The organism is Nonomuraea sp. NPDC052265 (assembly GCF_044547985.1).
Lineage (GTDB): Bacteria > Actinomycetota > Actinomycetes > Streptosporangiales > Streptosporangiaceae > Nonomuraea.
Genome location: NZ_JBIUBJ010000003.1, coordinates 450,400 through 466,178, shown reverse-complemented (window position 1 = coordinate 466,178; position 15,779 = coordinate 450,400). Strand labels below are relative to the sequence as shown.

The following is a 15,779-nucleotide window of genomic DNA, read 5'->3' as shown; positions in this document are numbered from 1 at the left end:
AGACCGTTTACGGCGGCGGAGCTAGCATCGACCATGGCTCTGGCCCAGGTGCTCGACCGCATCCCGCTGCTGTCCGGCCTGCCGCGCTCCGTCGAGGAGCTGCCCGGCGGGATGACCAACCGCAACTACAAGGTCACCACCCCCGCCGGGGCCTACGTGGTGCGCGTGGCCGCCAGCGACGGCTCCCTGCTGCGCATCGACAAGGACGCCGAGCACGCCGACTCCCTCGCCGCCGCGCGGGCCGGGGTGGGGGCGCCCGTGCACGGCTACCTGCCGGACGTGGGCGTGATCGTGATCGGGTTCCTGCCGGGCCGGACGTTCACCGAGGCCGACCTGTGGGAGCCGGCGAACCTGCCGCGGGTGGCGGAGGTGTGCCGGCGGCTGCACGCGGGGCCGCGCTTCGTGCGGGATTTCGACATGTTCGAGGTGCAGCGGGGGTATCTGCGGATCGTCCAGGAGCGACATTTCCGACTTCCTGCGAAATATCTTGATTTCATGCCCGCCGCCGAAGAAATCAGGAAATGTTTGGCGGTACGCGCCGAGCCCACCGTCCCCTGCCACAACGATCTTCTCCCCGGCAACATCGTCGAGTGCGGCGACCGCCTCCACCTCATCGACTACGAGTACGCCGGCAACAACGACCCCTGCTTCGAGCTCGGCAACCTCTGGAGCGAGGCCGACCTCCCGCCCGGCCACCTGGAGGAACTCGTCACCGCCTACTACGGCCGCCGCCTGCGCCACAAGATCGCCCGCGCCCGGCTGCTCGGCCTCATGTCCAAGTACGGCTGGACCCTGTGGGCCTCGATCCAGGACGGCGCCAACGACACGCTCGACTTCGACTTCTGGTCCTGGGGCATGGAGAAGTACGAGCGTGCGGCGGCCGAGTTCACCCGGCCGGGGCTGGCGCGCGTGATGGAGGCCGCGGCGGGGGCAGGCTAGGGGGATGTTCGCCGCGCTGACCGGTCTCGGGCTGTCCACCGCCGCCGGCCTGAACGCCTACATCCCCCTCCTGGTCGTGGGCGTGCTGGCCAACCTCACCGACAGGGTGAAGCTGCCCGACGGCTACTCCTGGCTCTCGAACTGGGGGGTGCTGGCGATCATCGCGGTGCTGCTGCTCGCCGAGATGGTCCTCGACAAGGTGCCGGCCGTCGACACCGTCAACGACGCCATCCAGACCGTGGTGCGCCCGGCCGCGGGCGGCGTGGTCTTCTCCGCCACCAACGCCGCCGCCGAGCTCGACCACTCGACCTGGATGGCCGAGAACCCGTGGGCCGGCTGGCTGCTGGGCATCGTGATGGCGCTGGCCGTCCACACGCTGAAGGCGACGGCCCGTCCGGTGATCAACGCGGGCACGGCGGGGGTGGGCGCGCCCGTGGTCAGCACCGCCGAGGACGCCGGCTCGCTCGGCATGAGCCTGATCGCGGTGTTCCTGCCGCTGCTGGTGATCGTCGTGCTGCTGCTCCTCGCCCTGCTCGCGTGGTGGACCTTCAGGCGGGTACGCCGCCTGCGCGCCCGGCGCAGGATCAGGAGAAATCCACCGCCAGGCTGAGTACGCCTCACCCTGCGGGCTGATCCGCTCCCCCGTCCCGCGCTCCTACGGTGTTCCCTCATGAAGCGAGTCATCATCACGGGGGGAGTCGCTGCTCTCGGCCTGGCCGCGCTGGTGCCCGTCGGCCTGGGCGGCAACGGCAAGCTGCGGGCCGACCTGGGCCCCAAGGGCAGGACCCTGGGCACGCTGCTGAGGATCAAGGACGGGAAGTCGTCCGTCATGGGCGACCTGCTCGCGTTCGAGGTCAAGCACAACCCTGACAAGAAGGACAAGGGCAGCGCGATCGACTCGTACCCGTTCGCGGTCGTGCCGACCCCGCAGGGCGGCGCGCTGGTCACGGACGTGGGCGGCAACGACGTGCTCCAGGTGAGCGCGTCGGGCAAGGTGACGCTGCGGGCGGTGTTCCACGCCCGCAAGGTCGCGGCCCCGGCCATGCTGAAGCTGCCCAAGGGCAGCAAGGTGCCGATGCAGTCGGTGCCGATGGGCATCGCGGCCGCCCCCGACGACTCCTACTACGTCGCCGAGCACGCCGGGTTCCCGCAGCCCGAGGGCGTGGCCAGGGTGTTCAGGCTGGCCGGGAAGAAGGCCTAGACCGCCGTCAAGGGCTTCACGACCGCGGTCGACGTCGCCTTCGACGGCGCGGGCCGCCTGCTCGTGCTCGGCTCGGTCGGCCCGGTGCCCTCCGACCACCAGCCCCGTACGTCGCTCTACCGGATCGAGGCCGACGGCAGGCGCACCGAGCTGCTCAAGCCCGGCACGCTGACCGTGCCGCTGGGCATGGCCGTCGCCGGCGACGGGTCGGTCTACGTGTCCAACAAGGGCTTCACCCCCGGCAAGGGCGAGATCGTCCGGGTGGAGCTGCCCGCATAGGCGTGTGAGCGCCATGGCCCCCAACCCCCTGGCGCGCTCACACGAAGGGCCCGGCAGCAGCGTCCGCGCTGCCGGGCCCTTCACCATGTCCCGAGGCCTTTCCCAGCGTTCTGAGCCAGCCCTCCAGCACGCGGACGAACTCCGCCGGGCGCTCCTCGTGCAGCCGGTGGCCCGAGCCCTCCCAGCACACGACCTTCGACTCCGGATGCCTGAGCAGCCCCGCCTCCCAGGCCGCGCGTTCGGGGTCGGCCCAGATCGACAACACCGGACAACCTCTGCGGGCCAGGTAGTCGTCACTGGCCGGCCGCACGCCGATGGCCCCCGGAGCGGTGAACATGGCCTCGAACGCCTCGGCCAGCACGTGCGGGGGCATGCCGTACAGGCGGCGCTTGTGCCAGCGGCGGATGACGGCCGGGGTGGCGGAGGTGGTGCACCACCGGTCGATCTCCTCGGCGACGGCGTGCGGGTGCTCGCCGCGCAGGCCCGCGATCATGCCGGGGAAGCTCGCGGCGAGGTCCTGGCTCATGCCGTAGCCGGGGTCGAGGGTGACCAGCGCCCGTACGCGTCCGGGGTGCTCGACCGCGAGGATCGAGACGACCTGGGCGCCCATCGAGTGGCCGACCGGGATCACCTCGGGCACGTCCAGGCGGTCGAGCAGCGTGTCCAGGTCCTCGGCCATCGCCCTCGGGGTGTTGCCGGCCTCGGGGACCGAGGAGTAGCCGTGGCCGCGCAGGTCCACGGCGATGACGCGGTGGCGGGCGGCGAGGGCGTCGAGGTGCCAGGACCACTGGTGGGAGTCGGCGCCCCAGCCGTGCACGAGCAGCAGCGGCGGGTCGCCGGAGCCGTCGTCGGTGTAGAAGAGGCGGAGGGCTGACGAAATTTCAGCGTGTGGCACGAAATATCCCCTTATTTGAGGGCGCGGATGGCGGCGCACACCCGGTTCGTGGCGTCACCGGCCGCGGGCAGGATCGGGCCCGTGCCGAAGAAGCCGTGGAACAGGCCCTCGTACCGGACGGTCTCCGCCTCGACCCCGCAGTGGCGCAGGTGGCGGGCGTACGCCTCGCCCTCGTCGCGCAGCGGGTCGTGCCCGGCCGTGATCACCAGCGCCGGCGGCAGCCCGCGCACGTCCGCGCCCAGAGGCGAGCTGTACGGCTCCCCGCGCCGCCCCCGGTCGGGCTGGTAGCAGTCCCAGAACCACCGCATGTGCGCCGTGGTCAGGAAGTATCCCTCGCCGTTCTGGTCGTACGAGGGCCAGTGGCGGGTGGCGTCCGTGGCGGGGTAGACCAGCACCTGCAGCACGATCGGCGGCCCGCCCTCCTCGCGCGCCCGCAGGCAGGTGACGGTGGCCAGGTTGCCGCCCGCGCTGTCGCCCGCCACCACCAGCGCGCCGGGGTCGGCGCCGAGCCCGGCCGCGTGCTCATGGGCCCAGCGGGTGACGGCGAAGGCGTCCTCGACGGCGGCCGGATAGGGGTGCTCGGGCGCGAGCCGGTAATCGGCGGCGACCACGACCGCCCCGGCCCCGGCGCAGATCTGACGGCAGACGCCGTCATGGCTGTCCAGCGATCCCAGCGTGAACCCGCCACCGTGGAAGTACACGACAAGAGGCCGCCCCGCCGCGCCCTCCGCGCCCTCCGTGCTCTCCGTGCTCTCCGTGCTCTCCGTGCTCTCCGTGCTCTCCGTGCTCTCCGGCGGCCAGTAGACGCGCACGGGGACGCCCGCCGCGTCGCGGTCCTCGACCCGGCCCACGGGCATCGGCGAGGGGCTCGGGACCGAGGCCAGCACGCGGCGCGCCGCCACCGGGTCCCAGGGCCCCTCGCCCTTGGGGAAGAACTCGCTCATCAGGTCGATGACCGCGCGGGTCGGCTCGTCAACGGCCATCCCCGGCCCCCTTCTCCGAGTCGTCCTCCGCGGCGGGGGCCTGGCCCGTGAGGCGGCCGAGCAGCGCCGTCTCCCCCGCCGTCCAGCCGCCGTCGATCGCCAGCTCCGCGCCCGTGACGTACGAGGCCGCGTCCGACAACAGGAACGCGATCGCCTCGGCGACCTCCTCGGGCTCCCCCCACCGCCCGGCGGCGGCCAGCGGGAACGTGCCCTCCCCCGAGACCGCGCCCAGCGAGGCCGTCATCGGGGTGACGATCATCCCGGGATGCACCGAGTTCACCCGGATGCGGTCCCGCCCGAACTCCAGCGCCGCGATCTTGGTCAGGCCGCGTACGCCCCACTTCGACGCGCCGTACCCGCCCGTGCCGGGCAGCGCGGTCAGCCCCGCGACCGACGAGAGGTTCACCACGGCCCCGCCGCCGCAGGCCCGCATGGCCCCGGCCACCGCCTTGAGCCCGAGGAACACGCCGACCAGATTCACCTGGAGCACGCGCTCGAACTCGGCCAGGGACTGCTGCTCGATCGTCCCCACGGTGGCGATGCCGGCGTTGTTCACCAGCCCGTCGAGCCTTCCGTGCGCCTCGACGGCCGCGTGCACGACGGCGGCCCACTGCTCGGGGTCCCGCACGTCGTGCGGGACGAACGTGCCCCCGACGTCCTTGGCGGTGGCCGCCCCCTCCTCGGTGAGGACGTCGGTGAGCACGACCCGCGCCCCGCCCGCCGCGCACCGGCGTGCCGTGGCCGCCCCCATGCCCCGGGCGCCACCCGTGATGATCACTACCTTGCCTTCGAGCACGCGCACCCCTCATCCGAGACGACCGAACATGTGCACTGAAACACGCGCTCACGTCCCCGATCAAGGGCTTGCTCGGCATGATCGCCGGAACCCCGGGACCCCGCCGCGCGTTGAACCCCTCGCGCGTCGAACTATCCTTCTAGGCAACGACTCCACGGGAGGTGGCGGAGATCAGCGAGTTCCTTGTCATCGTGCTGGCCGTCCTGGCGTTCCTCCTGCTGCTGACCGGCGTGGGCATCTATCTGCTGGTCAAACTGGGCAAGAAGGCCGCCAAGAAGGCCCGGCAGGCCACCACCCGGCTGACCACGCACGTCAACGCCATGGGCACCGGCGACGCGGCCGAGGTCGAACGCCTCCGGCTCGACCTGCGCCGCGAGGTGGCCCTCACCCGCCAGGCCGTCGAACAGGCCGAGCAGCGCGGCTGGGGCCTCGGCGACCTGCCCCGGCTCCTGGCCGACCTGTCCGCCCAGGCCGACGTGCACGACGGCCAGCTCGCCACGTACGCCCAGCAACGCCGCGTCTCGTCGTACGTCGACCACGCCGCGCTCGACCGGCTGCGCGGGCACCAGGCCAAGCTGACCGCCATGTGCGCCCGCATCCGCGCCGACCTTCTGGGCGACCAGATGCACCACGCGTCGTCCGGCATCGACGAGCTGTACTCGCGTACCGAGCTGGAGATCGAGGCCCGCCGCCGTCCTCCGGACCCGCTGGACCAGATCGACGAGCTCTACCGCCGCTCGATGGAGCAGCGCAAGGACCACTCCTGAGGGTCACCGTCCGTGACACAATAGGCTCGCGGAGTAACCTTAGGAGGCGCGCATGAGTACAGCCCTTCCTGAGTGGTTCTACCCCGGCCCACCCGGCGGCTGGACCGCCGACATGCTCGATCACCTTCCCCCCGGCGCGCCCCGGCACGTCGAGCTGATCGACGGGTCGCTCATCATGATGTCGCCGCAGACCGCCTTCCACCTGTACACGATCAGGTTGCTGGAGAATGCCCTGAAACCGCCCGCACATCTCGCGGTGGTCCGTGAGATGACCGTCACTCTGGGCCTACGGCAGCGGCCGGAACCGGACATCCTGGTGGTGGAGAAGTCCGCGATCGGGCCGGAGACGACTTCCTTCCGCCCAGAGGATGTACACCTTGTCGCCGAGGTGGTTTCAGAGGAGTCCAGGGAGCGGGATCGCAGCACCAAACCGATCAAGTACTCAGACGCCGGCATCCAACACTTCTGGCGGGTGGAGCAGGAAGACGGCCTACCCGTCGTCTACACCTTTGAGCTGGAACCCGCAGTCAAGGCTTATGTCCCCACCGGCATCCATCGTAAGCAGTTGCGAGCTTCCGTCGGGTTCGACGTGGACATCGACCTCGGCCTGGAATGGCCGCCCGCCTAGCTCCGGCCGTGGCCAGGGTGGCCATGGGGGGCCCGGGCGGGTCCTGAGGCCCCTTGACGGCGCGGACGGCCGCGGCGCCGGGGTCAGCGGTGCCGGCGGTACTGCAGCTCCATGATCCCGCCGCCCGAGGCGAAGCTGGAGACCAGGTCGAGCCGATAGGACTTGGGGACGCCGTCGAACAGCCTGGTGCCCTCGCCCGCGACGTAGGGGAACACGCTCAGCCGGAGCTCGTCGATCAGGTCGAGCCGCATGAGCGACCGCCAGAGGCCGACGCCGCCCCAGACCAGGAGGTGGCCGTCGCCGCCCAGCCTGAGCTTGTCGATCTCCGCCGCCGCGCCGCCGGAGGCGATGGTGGTGTTGGCCCAGTCGGCCGTCTTCATGGTCCGGGAGAAGACGACCTTGCGGCCGGCGGTCAGGATGTCGGCGAACGGGTGGTCGGGGGCGGTCGTCATGCCCTTGGCGATGCCCTCGTAGGCGGTGCGGCCCATGACGTGCGCGTGGGCGCTCCGGAGGAAGTCGAGGTAGGCCGGGGAGTCGGGCCGGCTGTTCTCGGGCAGGTCGAAGCAGAACTTCCAGAAGTCGGTGCCCTCGTCGGCGAGCAGGCCGTCGAGGGAGTAGTTGAACACTGTCGCTATCAGCTTCCGCATGAGCGCGTCTCCGTGGTCTCGGGTCGTACGGTGACACGTAAGACATCGCAGCCGCCCGGAAATCATCGGTGCCCGGCCGGGCGCCGCTCAGTACTTGTCGACGCAGATGGTCAGCGCCGGGACGGGCCACGTCCAGGAATGTCTGGTCACGCCGCGACAAGCAGTGGCGTCCTTGTCGGCGTTCCCCCGCAGAACGCGCCGCACGGTGAACGTCTTCGGCGCTCGACACTTGCGAGCGAAGTCCACGTATTCATCGTTCTTCGACCACTTGTAGCAGTAGTCCCGCCCGAACTGGTACGCCAGGCAGTACAGCACGTCGTCGTGGACGAGGTAGCGGTGGTTGGTCTCGCCGTCGCAGAGCCCGGAGGGTGTGGTGATGGCGGCCACCCGATAGGGCGCACCCCGCTTGCAACTGTCGACCACCGGCGCGTTCGGCAGGCCGGACAGGCAGTCACCGACCTTGAAGTCGGCCACCGGCTCGCTCGGGGCCGAGGTCGGAGCCACAGTCGGAGCCACAGTCGGGGCCACAGTCGGGACCGAGGTGGGTGGCGCCTGAGTGGGGAAGTCGGTGGGCGCGGGGAACGACGACGTCTCGGCCGGCTCGGTCGTGGTCCTCGGAGAACCGGTCAGCGTCTCGTGCACGGTGTTCTTGAGTACGTTCTTCCCGACCACCGCGAGCACCACCAGGACGACGGCCACCACCGCGGCCCCAATGCCGACCATTTTCGACCGTCCGGCACCCGAAGCCGCCTCGACCTGCCGGGCAGGCGGCGAGACCGGCTCCGGCTGCGCGGCCTCGCGTAATCGCGCGGCCCACTGCGCGGGCATGGGACGACTGAACGGGGGCTGGTCGAGCGCGGTCGTGGCGAACTCCGCCAGACCGGGATGGACGGCGGCCAACGCGGACACGTCGGTGGCGGACGGGTCACGGGCGAAGACGCGGATGGCCAGCAGCGCGAACTGGTAGGCGTCACCCTGCGGCGTCCCCGGCTGCTCCCCGGCGGGGATCCGCCGGTCGGGCGGCGTCTCCACGGGCGGCAGCGCCCGCGCTCCCCCCAGCCCCATCGCGTCGCAGCCGATGAGGAAACATCCCGGCCGGGGCTCCGTCGTGAACAGCACGTTCTCAGGGGACAGGTCGCCGACGACGACGCCCATCGCGTGCAGGCGGGCGAGCGTGTCGGCGAGATCGGCCAGGATCAGCAGACGGTCGCGGCCGGAGACGTCCTCCCGGCCGAACAGGCGGTCGACGGTCGCGAGCCGGCGTACCGCGCCGGACGGGCCGGGCCTCTCGCGGAAGAACCGCTGAGGCACGGTCCGCATCAGGAAGCCGACGACGGCGCCGTTCTCCGCCACCAGTTCGGCCGGCCAGGCCGCGCGCTCCTCCAGCCAGGCGGCGTCCGACGGGGAGAGACGGCCGGTCAGCCGGGTCATCGCGGTGAGGACGGCGATGTCGAGACCCGGTCGGACGTCGTAGTCGATCTCCTTGTACGCGACGCCCAGCCGGCCGTTGATCCTGCCGCTGAGCTCCTCGTGGACCATCCCCTGGCCCTCACGCCCGAGCGGCCGCCCCAGGGCGAGCTTTGCGCGGCCGATCACGATTTGTCACCCCTGGCCTTGACCATGCAGCGACCCTAGTTCCGCCGACACCGAAGATCAAAGAGACATGGCTCACCTCCGGCGCCGGGCCATTCGGCCGCCAACGACTTTCCCAAGAGGAAAGCAGATGATACTTTCCTTATAGGAAAGTAGTAGTCGACCTCGGGGAAGGCCCATGAACCAGCACGACGCCCAGACTTCGCTCGACGACATCCACCGCCTCCAGGAGACGACCCGGAAGCAGATCGTCCACCAGAGCTTCGCGCTCCCGCGCGTGGCCGTCTCCGCGCTCGGCATCTTCGTCGCCCTCGCGGCCATCGACCTCCCCAGCCCCTGGTACTTCGTCGGCGCGGCCCTCGGGGTGGTCGTGTACGCCAGCGTGGGCATCGTCTACGAGCACCGGGCCTCGGTCCGCCGCAAGGCCACCGGCCTGGAGGCGCTGTTCCACGGCGGGCTGCTGGCCTGCGTCATGGTCGCCTTCGCCATCGGCCGGATCGCCGCCTTCGCGCTGCTCGACCTGCCGCCCCACGGGCTGCTGTCACAGGCCGGCGCGGGCGCGGTCGTGGCGGCCTTGGCCTACGTCGCGGCCACGCCCGTCAACCGCTCCATCATGAAGGCGATCGTCCGGCGGGGCCGGGCCGCCTGATGGATCCTCATTTCGACGAGTTCCTGCACGTCCCGGCGCGTCTGTCGGTCGTGGCGCTGCTGGCGCCGGCCGAGTGGGTGGACTTCGGCTTCCTCAGGGACTCGGTCGGCACCAGCGACTCGGCGCTGTCCAAGCAGGTCTCCGCGCTGGCCGCCGCCGGGTACGTCATCGTCCGCAAGGACCAGGACAAGCGGGCGCGGCGGACGTACGTGCAGCTCACCCCTCAGGGACGGCTGGCCTTCCAGCGGCACGCGGCGGCCCTGGAGCGGATCGTCGCCCTCGCCCGCGATTCCGCCGACCGGCCCACCGCCGAGCAGCGCTGAGGGGCCGAGGCGAAGGTCCGCGCGACGCGCGGGACGGTCGTGGGTGTCGGCGTCAGGCGGGGGCGCGCCGAAGTGGCCGCGTTCGTGCACGGCGGGCGTAGCGGTTCTCTCCAGACCCGGCGAAGGCGGAGCTCCTCGCCCGTCCGGCCAGGCATCACACTCAGCTGCCCCACTGCGAGGAGATCGCGGCGGCCAGTTCCTCTTCCGTGGCGCCCTGGCGGACCATGGCCTTGGTGGCCTGGGCCTGGGCCGTCGTGGGCAGGCGGCCCTCGATCAGCAAGGGCAGCGAGAGCCGTCGTATCAGCACCTCCGAGGCCGCGATCCCGTACGGGCGGCGCGTCACGGCCACGTTGACCCGGAGCGCGTGCTCGTTGCCGGGCGGCACACCGGGACGGTCGATCTCGACGGCCGAGTAGCGGAAGCCGTTGGCGAGGTCGCAGGCGGCGCATCCGGCCGGGCCACGGCTCAGCCTGCCGCCGCACTCGGCGCACGTCAGGCGGTCGTAGGCGGCGTCCACGACGCGCCAGGGGTGCCTGTCGGGCTCGTCGACCACCATGCGGGCGATGAGCTGCTCGTCCTGGGGCTCCACGGTGCCGAACTCCTCGCGCAGGAAGGCACGCCAGCCCTCCTCGACCAGTTCGTCCACCAGGCCGGCGCAGCGGTCGCAGTCCGGCGCGCCGGCGGGCTCCTGGTGTCCGCACATCTCGCACTGCCGCATGCCCGCACCGTACAAGCCGGGCAGGCCGGGGTGCATCGCAATCTTCCGGCCGCCGTTTATTCGTTTGCGACGGCCGTGCCGGACGCGGCATACTCGACCGCGTTGATCACAGCGATGCGAAGGGAGGCTGAGACCGTGATGAATGTTGCCCGCGTGCCGTTTTCCGCGTCCTCAGACCTTCCCACCAGGCATCCGCTGACCTGATCCGTTCGGCGAGCCGGTGGGCCTCGATCCTGGAGGGATCTCACCGTGCCCAAGCACTCGCAGCACCGCCGGCGTGGCAAGTTCGCGCTCGACGCCGACGACATCGAATGGCTCGACAGCACCCCCGCGACCGATGACGGCCCGCCCGAGGGCGACCGCTGGTCCACCTGGGACCAGAGCACGCCCACCGAGAAGGGGCCGAAGCCGTACCCCGGCTGGCTGGTCACCGAGCTGGCCGCCGTCGACACCGAGCACGGCCTGCTCAAGACCGGCAAGGAGGCCGACGTCCATCTGATCTCGCGTGGCGTGCCCGGCACCGACCGGATCTGCCTGCTGGCGGCCAAGCGGTACCGCTCCTCCGAGCACCGCCTGTTCCACCGGGACTCCGGCTATCTGGAGGGCCGCAGGGCCCGCGAGAGCCGGATGAACCGGGCCATGGCCAACCGCACCTCGTTCGGCAAGCAGGTGATCGCCGCGCAGTGGGCGGTGGCCGAGTTCGGGGCGCTCTGCCGGCTCCGGGAGCTGGGGGTGCCGGTGCCGTACCCGGTGCAGATCCTGGGGACGGAGATCCTCCAGGAGTTCGTCGGCACTCCCGACGGGTACGCCGCCCCGCGCCTGGCCCAGGTCTCCGACGGCCTCGACGACCTGTGGAGGCAGCTCGTGGACGCCATGGTGACGATGGCCCGGGAGGGGCTGGCGCACGGGGACCTGTCGCCGTACAACCTGCTGGTGCACGAAGGGCGGCTGGTGATCATCGACCTGCCGCAGATCGTGGACGTGATCGCCCACCCGGCGGGCCCGTCGTACCTGGAACGGGACGCGCGCAACGTGGCCACGTGGTTCGCCGCCAAGGGTGTGGCCGCCGCGGACCCCGACGCGCTCGCCGGCCTCCTTCGCAAGGAGTCCGGCCGGACGTGATCGGCCCCGGAGCGTCTAGGTACGCGCGTCGGCGAGCGGGGCCGGTTCCCGCTCCGCCGCCGCCGGGGGCCGGGCGTCGAGGAGGACGCGGACCACGCCCACCCACACGAGGGCCGATCCGAGCAGGTGGGCGACGATGACGGCCTCGGCGAGGTCCGTGACGATCTGCGTCAGGCCCACGAGCCCCTGGGCGAGCAACACGGCCAGGAACAGCGTGGTCCGCAGATGAGCGGCCGAACCCGGCTCGCGCCGCGTCCTGAGCCACAGGGCGACGGCGAGGCCAAGGCTGAGCGCGGCGGCCGCCCCGTGCAGCCAGGTCATCGCCGTCCAGTTGAACGGCATGCGCGGCACGTCGGAGGAGTCACCCGCGTGCGGCCCGGTGCCGGTGACGATCGTGCCCGCCACGACCAGCACCGCCACGGACGCGATCAGCGCCACCGGAAGGCGGCCCGCCGGCGCGGAGAGGGGCCGCGCGGGCCGGTCGAGCAGGCGGGCCTTGTGCCAGACGACCGTGGTGGTGGTCAGGAACAGCACGGCGGCCAGGAAGTGCGCGGTGACGAGGTACGGGCTCAGCCGCGCCCACACGGTGAGCCCGCCGACGACCGCGTTCAGCACGACGATCCAGAACTGCGCCCACGCCCACCGGGTCAGCTCGGGCACGGGACGGCTCTGTAGCCGCGCGACGACGATGAGCCAGCCGACGGCTACGCACACGACCCCGGACAACACCCGGTTGCTGAACTCGATCGCGCCGTGGACGCCGAGCTCGGGCGTCGCCGCGAAACCGGCCTCCGAGCAGCGAGGCCACCCGTCACAGCCCAGCCCGGACCCGGTCAGCCGGACGACTCCGCCGGTCACGATGATCATCAGGCTGGTCGCCGGCGCCGCGCCCGCGGCCCGTCGCAGGGCCACGCGCTCGAAGCCGACCCGGATGCCGGGCGGCGGGCGGCCACCCCCGCCGTTCGGGCAGAGGTGGCCTGCTCCCCCCGTGGGTCAGCTGGTGGCGTTCTTCTTGGTGAGTTCACCGGTGGCGGCGTCGACCATCACCTCGTGCTTGGTCCCGTCCGGGGTCATCACGTCGGACTTCCAGACGGTCTTGCCGTTCTCGGTGTCGAGCTTCAGCTCGGTGACGCGTCCTTCCGGTACGGCGGCGGCGATCTTGTCGGCGGCCTGGGCGTAGTCGAGCTTGGCCTCGGAGATGCGGGTACGCATCTTGGCCTTCTCCTGCTCGTCCTCCTGCTTGGCCATCGGGCCCTTGACGACCTTGCCGGACTCCACGTCCATCTGGTGTTCGGTGCCGTCGGAGCCGACGACCTCGACCTCCCAGATCTTGCCGTTCTCCTTGCTCTCGACGGAGACGACCTTGGACCCGGGCACCGCGGCCATGGCGACCTTGGCGGCCTCCTTCAGCTCTCCGGCCCCCGGCTTCATCATGGACGTGCTACCCGGCGACGGGGACATGGTCCCCGTGGCGGGCGGGCTCTCCATCGACGGAGACGGGCTTCCCATGGTCGGACCCGGTGTCGGTTCGACGGCGAACTGGCCGACTTCCCGTACGGCGCCGCAGCCGGCGGCGAGCACCGCCGCACCGACCAGAGCCCCGATGATCGACTTGTTCATACCAGGACCGCTGCCCCAGGATCCTGCCTTCATTCCCGCAGGTCAGAACCCTGGGTCTCTCTCAGGAGCGATATCGCCCGCCCGGCAGGGGCATACGTCGCCCCTGCCGGTCCTAGCGGACGCCCGCCTCGCGCATGTCCCGGAGCTCGCGCTTGAGCTCCTTGATCTCGTCGCGCAGCCGCGCGGCCACCTCGAACTGAAGGTCGGCGGCCGACTGGTGCATCTGCTCGGTCAGCGACTCGATCAGCGACTCCATCTGCGCCCGCGGCATCTCGCCCGCGATGGCCTTGGCGTGCTGACCGGCCTGGCGGGCGGCGAACCCGGGCACCGGGGCTTTGCCGCGCGACTGCTGACGACCGCCGCCGAGCAGCTTGTCGGTGTCGGCGTCCTCGCGCTGGAGGGAGTCGAGGATGTCGGCGATCTTCTTGCGCAGCGGCTGCGGGTCGATGCCGTTGGCCTCGTTGTAGGCCATCTGCTTGGCCCGCCGCCGGTTGGTCTCGTCGATGGCCCGCTCCATCGACGGCGTGACCTTGTCGGCGTACATGTGGACCTGGCCGGACACGTTTCGGGCGGCGCGGCCGATCGTCTGGATCAGGGAGGTCTCCGAACGCAGGAAGCCCTCCTTGTCGGCGTCGAGGATGGCCACCAGCGACACCTCGGGCAGGTCGAGACCCTCGCGCAGCAGGTTGATGCCGACCAGCACGTCGAACTCGCCGATGCGCAGCTCGCGCAGCAGCTCGATGCGGCGCAGCGTGTCGACCTCGCTGTGGAGGTAGCGGACCCGGATGCCGAGTTCGAGGAGATAGTCGGTCAAGTCTTCGGACATCTTCTTGGTCAGCGTCGTGACCAGGACGCGCTCGTCGCGCTCGGCGCGCTCGCGGATCTCGTGCACCAGGTCGTCGATCTGCCCCTTGGTGGGCTTGACGACGATCTCGGGGTCGACCAGGCCGGTGGGCCGGATGACCTGCTCGACGACGTCACCCTTGACCCGCCCCAGCTCGTACGGCCCCGGCGTGGCCGACAGGTAGACCGTCTGCCCGATGCGCTCCAGGAACTCCTCCCACTTCAGCGGCCGGTTGTCCAGCGCGGACGGCAGCCGGAACCCGTGGTCGACCAGCGTGCGCTTGCGCGAGGCGTCGCCCTCGTACATGGCGCCGATCTGCGGCACGGTCTGGTGGGACTCGTCGAGGACCAGCAGGAAGTCTTCGGGGAAGTAGTCGAGCAGCGTGTTGGGCGCGGTGCCGGCGGCGCGGCCGTCGAGGTGGCGGGAATAGTTCTCGATGCCGGAGCAGGTGCCGATCTGGCGCATCATCTCGAGGTCGTAGGTGGTGCGCATGCGCAGCCGCTGGGCCTCCAGCAGCTTGCCCTGCCGCTCCAGCTCCGACAGCCGCGCGGCCAGCTCGGACTCGATGCCGGCCACGGCCGCCGCCATGCGCTCCTCGCCGGCGATGTAGTGGGAGGCGGGGAAGATGTAGAGCTCTTCGTCCTCGGTGATGACCTCGCCGGTCAGCGGGTGCATGGTGGCGAGCTTCTCGATCTCGTCGCCGAACATCTCGATGCGCACGGCCAGCTCTTCGTACTTCGGGATGATCTCGATCGTGTCGCCGCGCACCCGGAACGTGCCCCGGGTGAAGGCCAGGTCGTTGCGCGTGTACTGCATGTCGACCAGGCGGCGCAGGAGCTGGTCGCGGTCGACCTCCATGCCGACGCGGAGCCTGGCCATGCGGTCGACGTACTCCTGCGGGGTGCCCAGGCCGTAGATGCACGAGACGGAGGCGACCACGATGGTGTCGCGGCGGGTGAGCAGCGAGTTGGTGGCCGAGTGGCGCAGCCGCTCGACCTCGTCGTTGATCGAGGAGTCCTTCTCGATGTACGTGTCGCTCTGCGGCACGTACGCCTCGGGCTGGTAGTAGTCGTAGTAAGAGACGAAATATTCGACCGCGTTGTTGGGCAGCATCTCGCGCAGCTCGTTGGCGAACTGGGCGGCGAGCGTCTTGTTGGGCTGCATGACCAGCGCGGGCCGCTGCAGCCGCTCGATCAGCCAGGCGATCGTGGCCGTCTTGCCGGTGCCGGTGGCGCCGAGCAGGACGTTGTCCTTCTCCCCGGCCTTGACGCGGCGCTCCAGCTCGGCGATGGCCGTCGGCTGGTCGCCGGATGGAGTCATCTCGGTGACGACCTCGAAGGGCGCCACCTTCCGCTGCAAATCTGTGACCGGACGCATGCTGCCACTGTAGGCGGCGCCACCGACAGAAACCGTCAGGCCGCCGGCCCCCCGATCCGGGGGAACGGAGTGGTGGAGAAGACCACCTCGACCGGCACCTCGAAGTATCCGGCTATCCGCAACGCCAGGTGAAGGCTCGGGCTGTATTCGCCCCGCTCCAGGTACCCGACGGTCTGGTAGTGGACCTCCAGCGCGTCGGCGAGCTGCCTGCGGGTCACCCCGCGCTCGGCGCGCAGCAGCGCGATGCGGTTGTGGACGGTCCCGCTCATCAATCCTCCGCGTAGTAGGTCTGCTCCATCCATAGCACCTCCACTACAGGACGTAACAGACATATGACGACACATTGCAAGCGAACAGCAAGTCATACCCGATACGGTCGGATTCGCCTGTAGCGGAAA

At 70.8% G+C, this 15,779-nt stretch carries 19 protein-coding genes; 9 read left to right on the top strand and 10 right to left on the bottom strand.

The features are described 5' to 3' along the window. The first annotated feature begins 33 nt into the window (after positions 1-33). The 4 genes from ACIHAD_RS11640 (at position 34) to ACIHAD_RS11625 (ending at position 2,419) form a co-directional block, all read left to right on the top strand. Positions 34-939 (top strand): phosphotransferase, encoded by a 906-nt coding sequence (locus tag ACIHAD_RS11640; RefSeq protein ID WP_397354294.1) that lies wholly within the window; start codon positions 34-36, stop codon positions 937-939. A 4-nt stretch (positions 940-943) separates the two neighbouring features. Further along, positions 944-1,549 carry a DUF4126 domain-containing protein gene (locus ACIHAD_RS11635; protein WP_397354293.1) on the top strand — a complete coding sequence of 202 codons (606 nt, stop codon included), beginning with the start codon at positions 944-946 and terminating at the stop codon, positions 1,547-1,549. Positions 1,550-1,609: 60 nt separating this feature from the next. Continuing rightward, the gene (locus ACIHAD_RS11630; protein WP_397354292.1) at positions 1,610-2,140 is read left to right on the top strand and encodes a ScyD/ScyE family protein; all 531 of its coding nucleotides are present in this window, start codon (positions 1,610-1,612) and stop codon (positions 2,138-2,140) included. 63 nt (positions 2,141-2,203) lie between these two features. Then, positions 2,204-2,419: a hypothetical protein gene (locus ACIHAD_RS11625; RefSeq protein WP_397354291.1), complete on the top strand. Its 216-nt coding sequence runs from the start codon at positions 2,204-2,206 to the stop codon at positions 2,417-2,419. 37 nt (positions 2,420-2,456) lie between these two features. Here the strand turns inward: ACIHAD_RS11625 and ACIHAD_RS11620 are convergent, their stop codons facing one another. Genes ACIHAD_RS11620 through ACIHAD_RS11610 form a run of 3 tightly spaced genes read right to left on the bottom strand, consistent with a single transcriptional unit; the run spans position 2,457 to position 5,093 of the window. Next, complete coding sequence (locus ACIHAD_RS11620) at positions 2,457-3,314, bottom strand: alpha/beta fold hydrolase (RefSeq protein WP_397354290.1); 858 nt, start codon at positions 3,312-3,314, stop codon at positions 2,457-2,459. A gap of 11 nt (positions 3,315-3,325) precedes the next feature. Then, on the bottom strand, positions 3,326-4,297 hold the full coding sequence (locus ACIHAD_RS11615; RefSeq protein ID WP_397354289.1) for an alpha/beta hydrolase: 972 nt from the start codon (positions 4,295-4,297) through the stop codon (positions 3,326-3,328). Next, positions 4,287-5,093, bottom strand: coding sequence for a glucose 1-dehydrogenase (locus ACIHAD_RS11610; protein ID WP_397354288.1), 807 nt, complete (start codon positions 5,091-5,093; stop codon positions 4,287-4,289). The genes ACIHAD_RS11615 and ACIHAD_RS11610 overlap by 11 nt, the downstream gene beginning before the upstream one ends. A 161-nt stretch (positions 5,094-5,254) precedes the next feature. Between ACIHAD_RS11610 and ACIHAD_RS11605 the strand changes: the two genes are divergently transcribed. Both ACIHAD_RS11605 and ACIHAD_RS11600 read left to right on the top strand, forming a co-directional pair. Then, positions 5,255-5,860 carry a hypothetical protein gene (locus tag ACIHAD_RS11605; RefSeq protein ID WP_397354287.1) on the top strand — a complete coding sequence of 202 codons (606 nt, stop codon included), beginning with the start codon at positions 5,255-5,257 and terminating at the stop codon, positions 5,858-5,860. A 52-nt stretch (positions 5,861-5,912) separates the two neighbouring features. Further along, positions 5,913-6,488, top strand: coding sequence for a Uma2 family endonuclease (locus tag ACIHAD_RS11600; protein ID WP_397354286.1), 576 nt, complete (start codon positions 5,913-5,915; stop codon positions 6,486-6,488). 83 nt (positions 6,489-6,571) lie between these two features. On the opposite strand, the gene ACIHAD_RS11595 is transcribed toward ACIHAD_RS11600, so the two are convergent. Continuing rightward, positions 6,572-7,135: a dihydrofolate reductase family protein gene (locus tag ACIHAD_RS11595; protein WP_397354285.1), complete on the bottom strand. Its 564-nt coding sequence runs from the start codon at positions 7,133-7,135 to the stop codon at positions 6,572-6,574. An 87-nt stretch (positions 7,136-7,222) separates the two neighbouring features. After that, complete coding sequence (locus ACIHAD_RS11590) at positions 7,223-8,731, bottom strand: hypothetical protein (RefSeq protein ID WP_397354284.1); 1,509 nt, start codon at positions 8,729-8,731, stop codon at positions 7,223-7,225. A 175-nt stretch (positions 8,732-8,906) separates the two neighbouring features. Here ACIHAD_RS11590 and ACIHAD_RS11585 point away from each other — a divergent pair, with 175 nt between their 5' ends. Both ACIHAD_RS11585 and ACIHAD_RS11580 read left to right on the top strand, forming a co-directional pair. Next, positions 8,907-9,377, top strand: coding sequence for a hypothetical protein (locus ACIHAD_RS11585; protein WP_397354283.1), 471 nt, complete (start codon positions 8,907-8,909; stop codon positions 9,375-9,377). Beyond that, positions 9,377-9,700, top strand: coding sequence for a winged helix-turn-helix domain-containing protein (locus ACIHAD_RS11580; protein WP_397354282.1), 324 nt, complete (start codon positions 9,377-9,379; stop codon positions 9,698-9,700). Before ACIHAD_RS11585 ends, ACIHAD_RS11580 begins: the two co-directional genes overlap by 1 nt. Positions 9,701-9,860: 160 nt before the next feature. Here the strand turns inward: ACIHAD_RS11580 and ACIHAD_RS11575 are convergent, their stop codons facing one another. Next, positions 9,861-10,418, bottom strand: coding sequence for a hypothetical protein (locus ACIHAD_RS11575; RefSeq protein WP_397354281.1), 558 nt, complete (start codon positions 10,416-10,418; stop codon positions 9,861-9,863). 249 nt (positions 10,419-10,667) lie between these two features. Between ACIHAD_RS11575 and ACIHAD_RS11570 the strand changes: the two genes are divergently transcribed. Next, positions 10,668-11,540: a serine protein kinase RIO gene (locus tag ACIHAD_RS11570; protein ID WP_397354280.1), complete on the top strand. Its 873-nt coding sequence runs from the start codon at positions 10,668-10,670 to the stop codon at positions 11,538-11,540. A gap of 15 nt (positions 11,541-11,555) precedes the next feature. Here the strand turns inward: ACIHAD_RS11570 and ACIHAD_RS11565 are convergent, their stop codons facing one another. The 4 genes from ACIHAD_RS11565 to ACIHAD_RS11550 form a co-directional block, all read right to left on the bottom strand. Continuing rightward, a complete protein-coding gene (locus ACIHAD_RS11565; protein ID WP_397354279.1) occupies positions 11,556-12,452 on the bottom strand; it encodes a heme A synthase in 897 nt (298 codons plus the stop codon). 81 nt (positions 12,453-12,533) lie between these two features. Next, entirely contained in the window at positions 12,534-13,160 is a 627-nt protein-coding gene (locus tag ACIHAD_RS11560; protein WP_397354278.1) for a PepSY domain-containing protein, read from the bottom strand. 112 nt (positions 13,161-13,272) lie between these two features. Beyond that, entirely contained in the window at positions 13,273-15,381 is a 2,109-nt protein-coding gene (uvrB, locus tag ACIHAD_RS11555; protein ID WP_397354277.1) for an excinuclease ABC subunit UvrB, read from the bottom strand. A 35-nt stretch (positions 15,382-15,416) separates the two neighbouring features. Then, positions 15,417-15,650, bottom strand: coding sequence for a helix-turn-helix transcriptional regulator (locus ACIHAD_RS11550; protein ID WP_397354276.1), 234 nt, complete (start codon positions 15,648-15,650; stop codon positions 15,417-15,419). Positions 15,651-15,779 lie beyond the last annotated feature (129 nt).